We start from the raw sequence: 11,388 nt of genomic DNA, 5'->3' as shown, positions 1-11,388 counted from the left end.
CGCCACGGTGAGCCAGAGCATGGCCCCCACGCCGTGGCCGAGAGGTTCGTGGTCGTACTCCACGTCGAAGTAGCGCCCAGCGACTGCTGGACGTGGCGCCGGACGTGGACGCCGTAGTCTGCGGCTCCGACCAGATCGCCGTCGGCGTCACGGAGGTGCTGCGCGCGTCCGGGCGCCGCATACCGGACGACGTCGCCGTCACGGGCTTCGACAACTGGTCCCTGTTCGCGGAGGAGTGCGACCCGCCTCTGACCAGCGTCGACATGAACCTGCGCACCCTGGGGGCGGCGGCCGTCCGCGACCTCTTCGGCATGATCGACGCCCGGCCGGTAGGCGGAGGGGTGCGCCTGCACCCCTGCACGCTCGTGGTGCGCGGGTCGACCTCCGGCTGAGCAACGCGCGACGCCGTCCCCGCGGACTTTGCGCAACATTGAGGAAGCGCTTATCCATTTTTCCGAGCCGCTGACCTGGCAGTCCTGCCCGACGTATTGACACCCCCGGCCGTCGGGTGAAACATCGCGGCAACACAGCTCCCCAACACCCCAGTTGGCCGCACGCTCCGATGGCGGCCCAGTGCGTCGTCATCCCTCTGTCGCCATGCACCGCACCGATGGGCACCGCGTACGTCATTGGGGAAGCGCTTCCCCAAGCTGCCCCCACAGGAAGGGAAACCATGTTCCATCAGCGGCATTCCACCTCCTCCGACGCGGCCGGACACGAGGCCGTCACCCGACGGCCCTTCCGGATGCGGCGCGCCGCGGCGCGCGTCACCCTCGCTCTGGGAGTCGCGTTCACCGGCAGCCTCGCCACCGTCCCCGCGCACGCGGCCGGCAACACCCTGACGGTGAACGTCGGGACCACCGTCCGCCCGGTCACCCACGTCGTCTCGGGAGGGCTGTACGGCGTGGACTCCGGGACCAGCACCCCCTCGCTCGACCAGCTGTACCCGCTGCACCTGAACACGCTCACTCAGCCCCCGCCCGGCACGCAGCAGCTCGGCAACGGAGCCACCACCCCGTGCTGCGACGGCCTCAAGGTCGCGGGGAAGGTCACCAGCGCGGGCGCGCAGCAGTACCTGAGGCTGCCGGACATCTTCAGCGCCTTCCCCTACAACTGGGTCAGTTGGGCCGACTGGGAGACCAAGCTCGCCACCATGGTCAAGGCCCGTCTCGCGGCCACCGGCACCACCAACGTGGCCGGGTACGAGATCTGGAACGAGGGCAACGCCAACTGGACGGTGAGCACCGGCGGCAACGCCGGCACCTTCAACGACATGTGGACGCGGAGCTACAACGACATCAGGGCCCTCGACACGAAGACCCCGATCGTCGGGCCCGGCGCCTCCGTGTACGACCACAACTGGATGTACAGCTTCATGCTGAACGCCAAGAACACGAACACGCTGCCCGCCGTCGCGGTCTGGCACCAGCTCGACACCAACACCGGCTGGCAGAACATCCAGGCCAACGTGGACGACTTCCGGGCCATCGAGAACTCCCTCGGCCTGCCGCACGTCCCGATCTCCGTCAACGAGTACGGATCGCCCAGCCAGGTCGACCAGCCCAGCGTGGCCGTGCACTACATGGCCTCCTTCGAGCGCGCCGGAATCCTCAACGCCGAGCGCGCCTACTGGTACGAGGCGGGCACCATGAACGGCCTGCTGTACGACAACAAGCCCACCGCCTCCTACTGGGCCTACAAGTGGTACGGCGACCAGTCCGGCAACATCGTCCAGACCGTCCCGCAGTCCTGGCTCGACGGCGTCGCCTCCTACGACGCGAGCCGCAAGCAGGTCAACGTGGTCTTCGGCGGCGACTCGGGGAGCAACACCGTCAAGGTCAACGGTGTCGGTGTGCTCGGCTCCCAGGTCAAGGTGGTCCTCTCCCGCACGGAGAACACCGGCCGCTTCACCCAGGAAGCCGCCCCGGTCACCGTCTCGACCCAGACCTACACCGTGGCCTCCGACGGCAGCATCTCGGTACCCGTCACCGGGATGGACGCGGTGGACGCGTACCAGCTCCTGATCACGCCCACGAGCGGTACTCCCACCTGGCAGCAGACCTACGAGGCGGAGAACGCCACGGTCGTCAACGCGAACCGCTTCGGTTCGACCGCGGCGTCCGGCGGCAGTTACGTCGGCCAGATCGACGGCAGCGCGGACATGCGCGACCAGAGCTTCGTCGACTTCCTCGTGAACGTCCCCACCGCCCGCAGCTACACCATGACCATCAAGTACGCCAACGCGACCGGCGCCAACTCCACCCAGGGCCTCGCCTACAACGGCGGCGCCTGGTCCACCGTCACCTACTCGCCGACCAGCGCCGGTTGGGGCCACCCGACCGGCACCACCACCGTCAACGTCAGCCTCAACGCCGGGTACAACATGATCCGCCTCGCCAAGGGGTCCCCCAACTTCGCGGGCGGCACCGGCTACGCCGAACTCGACAACATCACGCTCGGCTGAGCCGTCGACCCGGGCGCCCCGACCGCCCGTAAGCCCGCGACGAGCCGGAGCGCCCTCCCCGCTTCCGTGCACGGACGCCCTGCCGCCGACTCACCTCGGAGGCAGGGCATCCGCCCGCTCAGCTCCGGAACGGGACCCGGGCCGGCTCGCTGGGGTCCGGCAGCCCGTCCCGCGATGCACCCCCAGGTGGCGCGGCCGGCCCGCGGTTCCAGCGCTTGCGACCGACAGGGCCCGGTCCCATCCGCTCACGGGCAGCTCTCCTCGAACTTCACCGCGGTGAACTCGACAGGCTGTCCGTTCAGTTCGGTACCCGGCGAGGGGGACTGGGTGCACACCTGCCAGTTGCTCAGTGCCACCGCGAGCGTGCGGTCTTTCAAGACTGTGGGGAAAGAGTGATGAGCGGACGTGGGCGCGTCTGGCGGGGCGTACTCGGCCCGTGGCGACACGACGGAGACGGGGTGGGTAACCGCTCCTCCCCGTTCCGAGTGAATCCGATGGCACGGACGGCCTTCCGGCGGCGAGACTGCCCCGGTGAACGCCCTGCCGCCGGTGCCCGGTCCGCCCTCCATGCCCGTGCCGGACCCACGTGGCCGCAACATCGTCGGGGACTACGGCGGCATGCACGCTTTGGTCGCGGACCTGGTTCTGCCGCGCGGGGCGTCGATGTACGTCATGAGCGCGATGGAGACCTCCCGCGAACTCATCCGGCACTCCTACTACCGGATCGAGTTCGCCACCGTCGCCGTCACGCACTCCCTGTACGCTCTGGAGCAGGTCCTCGCCGAGCGTCTGCCGGGAGGGGTGCCAGGCTCTGACGACTCGCTCCAGTCCCTGATCCGGCGGGCCACCGATGCGGGGATCGTCACGGCCGGACTCGCCACCGAACTCGACAGCGGCCGACTGCTGCGCGACCGGCTCGCGCGGGGCGCCGCGTCAAGCGCCGCCCTCGGACAGGCCCAAGCGGTCGCCACGGTGCGTGCTGTCTTCCATGCCGTCTCCCTTCTCCTTCCCCCACCGCCCGCAGCAGAGGCCACAGCCGCCCCGGCGGGCGGCGCCCAGCCCGCCGGTGCGCTCACCGGGCTGTGGGAGGAGCACCTGCGCGCGCCATTCCCCGACGGCTTCCGCGGCGTGGACCTCGCCGGCGTGGACCTGGTCCTCCTGGACGCCGATGTCGCCGGCCTCGTGGGAAGGGAGCTGAAAGGTGGGCTCGACGGCACGGGCATAGCCTCCCTCTGGGGCTGCATCGCGGACCTCGACGAGGAGTACTGCGCCTCCTACTTCACGAAACTTCGGACGATGGCCGGGGTCGTGGCATCGCTCCACACTCCCACGGCGATCTGACAGCCGGGACGGAGAACCGGTTCGGGTACGTTCCCACCACGGGCATCGCGAACGGCGTCACTCGATGATCTGCTGGTGTGCCGGTCCCGAGTCGTAGCGGTCGAGGAACTCCTTCGCCGGTAGGTCGAGTGCATGCAGTTTGGAGAACACCTCCGTACCCACGCCCACCTCCTCGTCGCCGTCGGAGATCAGGTACGCCTGCACCATGCCGAGGAAGTCGAAGTCGTCCGCCCCGGCGTACTCGGCCGATTCCCGCTCGGCCAGTTCGATGGCCTCGTCCGGGGATCGCGCCCGGAACAGCACGACACGCTCTTCGTAGGGCCGGTTCTCCCAGGTTGACCACCGATAGAAGGTTCTGACGCCGTACCACGCCTTCGGCTCTTGCTTCATTTCCGGTTCGCCATTCCCTCGTGCCGAGCCGTGATCGTCGCAAAGAAGGATCCACTGCCGCAACTGATCTTTGGTGCCCACGACTACTTCGCCCGGGTGGCACATACCGAGATGACGAAGGGGCGCGCCCCGGTCGAGGGGGCGCCGATCGTGGACAGCACCGCCCAGGTCGAGCGGCCGTCCGTCGTGTCCAGGGCCGGCCGGGCGTCAGGTGGGTGACAGGGGAGGGGTGACGACGGGCTCCAGCAGTTGGGCGAGCTGCCGGCGCTGCCGGTCGTCGAGCCTGTTGGTCGCCGGAGCCAGTACGGCCCGGGCTTCCTCGAACATCCGCTCGGCGAGTTCGCGGCCGGCATCCGTGATGAGGACGTCGATGGCGCGCTTGTCGGCGGGGTTGGGGGCACGTGTCATCAGTCCGCGGCTCTCGGCGCGGGCGACGAGGCCCGACAGCGTCGACTTGTCCAGGCCCAGGAAGGCGGCGAGGTCGCTCATGCGGGGGCGTCGGTCGCGCAGGATGCCGAGCACGCGCAGTTGGGTGAGCGACAGGTCGTGCTCGGCGCCGATGCGGGTGAGGACTCCCATGATCTGGAACGCGCTGCGGACCAGGCCGTCCAGCAGGGCGTCCTCGGATTCGTCGATGGCCATGGGCAGAAGACTACTTGACATCGTTTGCATTACCAATCACTCTGTATTCGATTGGTAATGCAAACCAAATCGATGGGGGATCTCCATGCGTGCTGCGATCATCACCGCCTACGAAGCCTCGCCCGCCTACGGCGAGCATCCCGAACCCGTCGCCCGGGGCGACCACCAGATGGTGGTGGAGGTCCTGGCGGCGGGACTGCACCACCTGACCCGCGCGAAGGCGAACGGCTCGCACTACTCCGCCACCGGCAGCTTCCCGCTGGTGCCCGGTGTCGACGGCGTGGTGCGTGATCCGCAGGGGCGTCTTCGGTACGCGGTCCTGGAGGACACCACCTTCGGTACGTTTGCCGAGCGCACCGTCATCGACGTACGTCGCAGCGTGCTCCTGCCCGACGGCGCCGACCCCGTACGGATCGCCGCCGCGATGAACCCGGGCATGTCCTCCTGGATCGCACTGCGCCGCCGTATCTCCTTCCCCGAAGGTCGGCGGGTCGCCATCCTCGGTGCCACCGGCAGCGCGGGACGGATGGCGATCCAGATCGCCAAGCGATTCGGCGCCACCCAGGTCATCGCGGTGGGCCGCGACACCACACGTCTCAAGTCGCTGCCGGGCCTCGGCGCGGACCAGGCGGTCACTTTCGAGGAGATCGAGGCGGCGGCCGACGCCGACGTCGTCCTCGACTTCGTGTGGGGTACTCCCGCCGCAGGTGCGATGCTCCCGATCCTGAAGGCCCGGGCCGACCGGAGTGTCCCGCTGACCTGGGTCCAGATCGGATCGGTGGCCGGAGAATCCGCGCCGATTCCTTCCTCGGCGCTGCGCGCTGCCCGCTTGCACATCGTCGGCAGCGGTATCGGCTCCGTGTCGCCGCGCGACATCGTCGCGGAACTCCCTGAGTTGGCCGCGGCGGTCATCGAGGGAGGCCTGGACGTCGACGCTCGCCCGGTGCCCCTCGCCGACATCGCGCGGGCTTGGGACGACCGGAGCAGCGAACGGCTCGTCTTCGTCCCGTAGCGCCACTGATCCGGCAGTCGGCGCCCGGCGATGCGGCAGGCCGGTCCGCTCGTGGCGGCTCACCCCGGCCCCTGTGTCGATGAGTCGGGACGTGAAGCGTCACCCCCGACGGTACGGGGGCCTCTTGTGTCGCGGCCCCGCACCCACCGGCAGTGGTCGCACGACTGACGAGCCCCGATCGGCGTGCTGGGGCTCACCGGCCGGGCGGTCACCAGACCCCGTCGCGTACCGCCGCTCCCTCGGTGCTCTCGCGCAGGACGAGGCGGTGCGCCACGACCCGGTCCTGCGGGTGCGCCGATCCGGGCCGGCCCGCGTCGTCCGGCCCGGATCCCGGACGCGTCGCCTCGTCGATGCGGCGCAGCAGCAACTCCACCGCGACCCGGGCCACCGCTTCCTTGTCCGGGGCGACCGTACTCAGTGACGGAACGCTGAACCGGCCGCCCTCCACGTCGTCGAAGCCGATGACGGCCACGTCCTCGGGGACCCGGGCCCCGAAGGAGTGCAGTGCCCGCAACGCACCGAGCGCCAGCTGGTCGTTGAGGCACAGGAGGGCGTCCGGCCGGCCCCCGGCGGCCAGTACCCCGCGCACCGCGTCGGCTCCGTGACGCATGTGGAACGCGTCCACCGGCAGCAGGCAGGACGGGTCGTAGGCGATGCCGGCCTCCGCGAGCGCGGCGAGGAAACCCCGCGTACGCGCCTGCGCGGTGCCGACCGCCCCGTCGTCCCGCCCGCCCACGGTGAGAATGCGCCGGCGTCCCAGGGCGAGCAGGTGACCGGTGGCCTCGCGGGCCGCGCGCTCGTTGTCGATCGCCACGTGGTCGGCGCCGTCGGTCAGCAGCTCGCCCAGCAGCACGGTCGGCGGCGGTCCGGCGTGGGCGCTCAGGTCTTCCGGGGCCAGGGCCAGTGGGCTGAGGATGACACCGTCCACGAAGGTCGAGCCGAAGCCGGCCAGCGCCGCTCTCTCCCGGTCGCGGTCCCCGCCGGACTGGTGGATCAGCACGGTCAAGGAGCGCGCCTCGGCCTCCCGGACCACGTGCCGGGCCAGTTCGGCGAAGTACGGCACGTCGAGCTCCGGCACGACCAGGGCGATGATGCCCGTCCGTCCGCTGCGCAGATGGCGTCCGGCGAGATTGATGCGGTAGCCGAGGTGGTCGATCGCCTCCTGCACCACCCGCCGGGTCCGCTCGGAGACGTGGACGTAGTCGTTGAGCACGTTGGAAACCGTCTTCTCCGACACCCCGGCGTGCCGTGCGACGTCCTTGATCCTCGGCCGTGCCATCGGCCACCTCCCAGCCCTTGTTGCGTCCTTGAGTCTATGGGTGCCCTCCGGACGGACCCGGGCGGGCTCCGGAGTGCCCGGTGAGGGGCGAGTTGCGAGCACCGTCGATGACGCAACCCTTTACAGCCAATGTACATCGATGTAAAAACAGGGCACCGCACTGGTGGACCCGGTGCGGATCACCCCGATGTGCGCGGGCGGCCGACGGCTGCCGTGCCGATGGCGCATGCCTTCGGCCGGGCACGTCGTCCGGCCGACGAAAGGTCAGTGATGAGCTCTGTACCCTTTGCCCGCAGGCCACTTGGCGCCTGCGGTCCCGACGAGTCGCCCGGCGTCGGCCGCCGTCGGCTGTTCCGGTACGGGGCGGCGGGGGCGACGGCGCTCCTGGCCGGGGGCTCCCTCGCCGGTTGCGCGTCGCCGGCCGCTTCCGGCGGTCCCTCCGCACTGAAGGTGTGGGACCTGTTCCAGGGCGGCGACGGCATGCTCATGGACGAGATGATCGCGGCGGTCTCCCGCGGCACCGACGGGTTCCACGTGGACCGGACGATCCTGGACTGGGGCCCGTCGTACTACACGAAACTGGCCATGTCCGCGGCCGGCGGCCGGGCCTCCGACGTGGCGGTGATGCACCTGTCGCGCCTGGCCGGATACGCACCCGGCGGCCTGCTCGACCCCTACGACCTGGACCTGATGGCCGAGTTCGGCGTGACGGAGAAGGACTTCGCCCCCGCCGTGTGGAAGCGCGCCCAGCACGAGGGCACGGTCTACGCGATCCCGCTGGACGTCCACCCGTTCATCGTCTTCTACGACAAGGACGCGGCGGGCAAGGCCGGTCTGCTCGACCCGTCCGGTCAACTGGCCCCGATGGGCTCGCCCGAAGCGCTGCTGGACGCCGGGAAGAAGCTGGCGGAGGTCACGGGGCACTCCGGCATCCTCTTCGGGCACGTCACCGACACGGCCCAGAGCTGGCGGCAGTTCGCGGCGCTCTACGCCCAGACCGGTGCCTCCTTCACGCTGCCCGACGGCGGGCCGCCCAAGATCGACGTCGACGCCGCGGTGAAGGTGGTGACCTTCATGAAGCAGCTCTTCGACGGCCGGACCAACCCGAACAACCTCGACTACAACGGCGCGATGGCCGCCTTCATGGCCGGCCGCGGCGGCATGATCATGGCGGGGGAGTGGGAGCTGCCCACCTTCCGGAAGTCCGGCATCAAGCACCTCGGCGCCGCGCCCTTCCCGCAGGTCTTCGACAAGCCCGCCGTCTACGCCGACTCGCACAGCTTCGTCCTGCCGCACCAGGACGACCCCGACCCCGCCCGGCGCCGCCAGGCCCACCGGTACGTCGCCGAGATCATCAAGCAGAGCCTGACCTGGGCGAGTGCCGGGCACATCCCCGCCTACCTGCCCGTTCAGGACCGCCCCGAGTACGCCGAGCTCGACCCGCAGTCCTCCTACGCGGCCGCGGGCGAGATCGCCGTACTCGATCCGCCGAACTGGTTCGCCGGAGCCGGCGGCAACTTCCAGAACCGCATGTGCCAGCCGCTCCAGTCGGCGCTGCTGGGCAACACCTCACCCGAGAAGGCGGTGCGGCAGATGATCCGGGAAGCGGACACCCTGCTGCGCCAGCCCAATCCGGTCGCCTGACGACAGCCGAAGGAGCCGCATCGTGACCACCACCGCACCCGCCGGAGCCACGGCGCCACCGGACCTCGCCGAAACCCCGCCCGCGCCCCGGCGCCGCCGCTCCCTCACCGGCGGCGGAAGCCTGTTCGTGTGGCCGTTCCTGGTGTTCTTCGGGCTCTTCCTGGTCTGGCCCGTCGTCCAGGGCCTCTGGATGAGCCTCACCGACGCCTCCCTCACCCTGCACGACCCCGAGTTCGTCGGACTCGCCAACTACGCCGAGGCGTTCGGTGACCCGGACGTCTGGAGCAGCCTCGGCAACACCGTCTTCTTCACGCTCATCTCCTGCGTGCCGCTCGTCCTGATGGCCCTGGCCATGGCCCTGCTCGTGCACAGCGGGCTCGGCGGCCAGTGGGTCTGGCGCCTGGCCTACTTCGCCCCGTACCTGCTGCCCGTCACCGTGGTCACGCTGATCTGGACCTGGCTCTACCAGCCCGACATCGGCCTCGGGAACCAGCTGCTGACGTCCCTCGGCTTCGAGCCCGTCGGCTGGCTCTCCGACGAGTCGGTGGCGATGTGGTCCGTGGCGGCCCTCACCGTCTGGTGGACGGTCGGCTTCAACTTCCTGCTGTACCTCGCGGCCCTGCAGTCCCTGCCCGTCACCTTCGACGAGGCCGCCGCGCTCGACGGGGCCGGCGCCTGGCGGCGCCTGTGGTCCGTCACCCTGCCCCAGCTCAGGCAGACCACCGTCATGGTCGCCATGCTCCAGGTGCTCGCCTCGCTCAAGGTGTTCGACCAGATCTACATCCTCACCAAGGGCGGCCCCAACGGCTCCACCCGCCCGATCCTGGAATACGTCTACGACGTCGGGTTCACCGGATACCGGCTCGGCTACGCCTCCGCGGTCAGCTACGTCTTCTTCGCGCTCGTCATCGTCGTCTCCGTCGTGCAGCTCCGCTTCTTCCGTCAGGAGGGCTGACCGTGTCCGCCGTCTCCACCCCCGTACGCCGACCGCACCGACCCCGCCGACCGCGCCGCGAGGAGCAGGGATCACCCCTGCTGCTCGGCCACGGGCGGCTGCCCCGCGTCCTCGCGGGGACGGCGCTGACCGTCCTCGCCGTGGTCTGGCTGCTGCCCTTCCTCTGGGCGGTCGCCACCTCGCTGCAGAGCGAGCAGGACGTGATGAAGTCGGGCCTGTCGCCGTTCAAGGGAGCCTTCACGCTCGACGCCTACCGGCGCATCCTGGACCGCGGAAACGTGTCGACCTGGGCCTTCAACAGCGTGCTGATCGCGGCCCTGGTCACCCTCCTCACCGTGGCCGTCTCCACGCTGGCCGCGTACGGGTTCTCCCGCGGAACCTTCCGCGGCAAGCGGACCCTGCTCGCCGTCACGGTGGCCGCGATCATGGTCCCGCCGCAGCTGCTCATCGTCCCGCTCTTCGAGCAGATGACGACGTTCCACCTGGTCGACACCTACGCGGCGGTCATCCTGCCGCAGGTCGTGGCCCCCATGATGGTCTTCATCCTCAAGCGCTTCTTCGACGGCATACCCCGCGAACTGGAGGACGCCGCCCGCATCGACGGCGCCTCCGAGCTGCGGGTGTTCCGGTCGGTCGTCCTTCCGCTGTCCCGCCCGATCGTCTCCGCCGTCGCGATCTTCGTCTTCATCGGCGCCTGGAACAACTTCATGTGGCCCTTCGTCGTCACCAACGACCCCGACCTCATGACGCTCCCGGTCGGCCTCGCCACCGTCAAGGACGCCTACGGCATCCAGTACGCAGGGTCCATGGCATCCGCCCTGCTGTCGGCGGCCCCGCTGATCGTGATGTTCCTCCTCTTCCAGCGACGCATCGTCAACTCCGTGGCCACCACCGGACTAGGCGGCGGCTGAACCCCACCACGTCCCTGTCCGCGGGCCGGCCTCCCGCCGACCCGCCCCACCTTTCGACTGGAGTCCCCGTGCACCACCCCTCCGTCCCGCGTCCCGAGTACCCGCGCCCGCAGTTCGTCCGCCGCGACTGGCTCAACCTCAACGGGACCTGGCAGTTCGAGACCGACCAGGGGGACAGCGGCCTCGAACGAGGACTCCTCGGCCGCGACCTCACCGGCGAGATCCTCGTACCCTTCGCCCCCGAGTCCGAGCTCTCCGGCGTCGGTGACACCGACTTCCTGGAAGCAGTCTGGTACCGGCGGCGGTTCACCCCACCCGCCGAATGGGCGGGACGCCGGGTGCTGTTGCACTTCGGCGCCGTCGACCACGACACCACCGTCTGGGTGGACGGCACCGAAGTGGTGCGCCACCGGGGCGGCTTCACCCCCTTCACCGCCGACCTCGGCGAACTCGCCACGGCTGGACGGGAAGTGGAGATCACCGTCCGCGCCCGCGACCCGAAGTCCGGCCCGCAGGCACGCGGCAAGCAGGCGATCCAGTACGCCAACCACGACTGCAACTACACCCGCACCACGGGGATCTGGCAGACCGTCTGGGCCGAGCCGGTCCCCGAGACCCACCTGCGGCGCCCCCGCATCACCCCCGACCTGGCCGGCGCCGCCTTCTCCGTCGAGCTGCCCCTGTCGGCCAACCGCCCCGGCCACCGCGTACGCGCCGTCGTCAGCGACGCGGCGGGCGAGGTCTGCCGGG

General features: G+C 70.1%; 10 protein-coding genes and 2 pseudogenes. 8 read left to right on the top strand and 4 right to left on the bottom strand.

Annotation, left to right across the window (positions count from 1 at the left end):
* Positions 1-77 precede the first annotated feature (77 nt).
* Positions 78-392, top strand: a pseudogene (locus ACWD3D_RS25400) (substrate-binding domain-containing protein); the annotation flags it as partial.
* 281 nt (positions 393-673) lie between these two features.
* Entirely contained in the window at positions 674-2,464 is a 1,791-nt protein-coding gene (locus tag ACWD3D_RS25395; protein ID WP_451463104.1) for an RICIN domain-containing protein, read from the top strand.
* A gap of 245 nt (positions 2,465-2,709) precedes the next feature.
* Here the strand turns inward: ACWD3D_RS25395 and ACWD3D_RS25390 are convergent.
* A pseudogene (locus tag ACWD3D_RS25390) lies at positions 2,710-2,811 on the bottom strand (PASTA domain-containing protein); the annotation flags it as partial.
* A 184-nt stretch (positions 2,812-2,995) separates the two neighbouring features.
* Here ACWD3D_RS25390 and ACWD3D_RS25385 point away from each other — a divergent pair.
* Positions 2,996-3,805, top strand: coding sequence for a hypothetical protein (locus tag ACWD3D_RS25385; protein WP_451463103.1), 810 nt, complete (start codon positions 2,996-2,998; stop codon positions 3,803-3,805).
* A 57-nt stretch (positions 3,806-3,862) separates the two neighbouring features.
* On the opposite strand, the gene ACWD3D_RS25380 is transcribed toward ACWD3D_RS25385, so the two are convergent.
* Entirely contained in the window at positions 3,863-4,195 is a 333-nt protein-coding gene (locus tag ACWD3D_RS25380; protein WP_451463102.1) for a hypothetical protein, read from the bottom strand.
* A 207-nt stretch (positions 4,196-4,402) separates the two neighbouring features.
* Positions 4,403-4,837 (bottom strand): MarR family winged helix-turn-helix transcriptional regulator, encoded by a 435-nt coding sequence (locus ACWD3D_RS25375; RefSeq protein ID WP_451463101.1) that lies wholly within the window; start codon positions 4,835-4,837, stop codon positions 4,403-4,405.
* Positions 4,838-4,922: 85 nt separating this feature from the next.
* Between ACWD3D_RS25375 and ACWD3D_RS25370 the strand changes: the two genes are divergently transcribed.
* Positions 4,923-5,849: a quinone oxidoreductase family protein gene (locus ACWD3D_RS25370; RefSeq protein WP_451463100.1), complete on the top strand. Its 927-nt coding sequence runs from the start codon at positions 4,923-4,925 to the stop codon at positions 5,847-5,849.
* 208 nt (positions 5,850-6,057) lie between these two features.
* Here ACWD3D_RS25370 and ACWD3D_RS25365 read toward each other — a convergent pair whose 3' ends face one another.
* Positions 6,058-7,128, bottom strand: coding sequence for a LacI family DNA-binding transcriptional regulator (locus ACWD3D_RS25365; protein WP_451463099.1), 1,071 nt, complete (start codon positions 7,126-7,128; stop codon positions 6,058-6,060).
* A gap of 270 nt (positions 7,129-7,398) precedes the next feature.
* Between ACWD3D_RS25365 and ACWD3D_RS25360 the strand changes: the two genes are divergently transcribed.
* The 4 genes from ACWD3D_RS25360 to ACWD3D_RS25345 form a co-directional block, all read left to right on the top strand.
* Positions 7,399-8,772, top strand: a complete 1,374-nt coding sequence (locus ACWD3D_RS25360) for an extracellular solute-binding protein (RefSeq protein ID WP_451463098.1) — start codon at positions 7,399-7,401, stop codon at positions 8,770-8,772.
* 22 nt (positions 8,773-8,794) lie between these two features.
* Positions 8,795-9,727, top strand: coding sequence for a carbohydrate ABC transporter permease (locus ACWD3D_RS25355; RefSeq protein ID WP_451463097.1), 933 nt, complete (start codon positions 8,795-8,797; stop codon positions 9,725-9,727).
* A gap of 2 nt (positions 9,728-9,729) precedes the next feature.
* Complete coding sequence (locus tag ACWD3D_RS25350) at positions 9,730-10,638, top strand: carbohydrate ABC transporter permease (RefSeq protein ID WP_451463096.1); 909 nt, start codon at positions 9,730-9,732, stop codon at positions 10,636-10,638.
* 68 nt (positions 10,639-10,706) lie between these two features.
* The coding region (locus ACWD3D_RS25345) for a sugar-binding domain-containing protein (RefSeq protein WP_451463095.1) at positions 10,707-11,388 on the top strand (682 nt) is incomplete at its 3' end.

This window comes from Streptomyces sp. NPDC002690 (assembly GCF_053592415.1).
The sequence above is the reverse complement of the archived record's forward strand: the minus strand, read 5'-3'. Positions and strand labels throughout refer to the sequence as shown.

Excerpts from the sequence above, each read along its gene's own strand:
- ACWD3D_RS25395 (WP_451463104.1), top strand. The coding sequence starts at position 674 with ATGTTCCATCAGCGGCATTCCACCTCCTCCGACGCGGCCGGACACGAG.
- ACWD3D_RS25380 (WP_451463102.1), bottom strand. The coding sequence starts at position 4,195 with ATGAAGCAAGAGCCGAAGGCGTGGTACGGCGTCAGAACCTTCTATCGG.
- ACWD3D_RS25365 (WP_451463099.1), bottom strand. The coding sequence starts at position 7,128 with ATGGCACGGCCGAGGATCAAGGACGTCGCACGGCACGCCGGGGTGTCG.
- ACWD3D_RS25375 (WP_451463101.1), bottom strand. The coding sequence starts at position 4,837 with ATGGCCATCGACGAATCCGAGGACGCCCTGCTGGACGGCCTGGTCCGC.
- ACWD3D_RS25370 (WP_451463100.1), top strand. The coding sequence starts at position 4,923 with ATGCGTGCTGCGATCATCACCGCCTACGAAGCCTCGCCCGCCTACGGC.
- ACWD3D_RS25360 (WP_451463098.1), top strand. The coding sequence starts at position 7,399 with ATGAGCTCTGTACCCTTTGCCCGCAGGCCACTTGGCGCCTGCGGTCCC.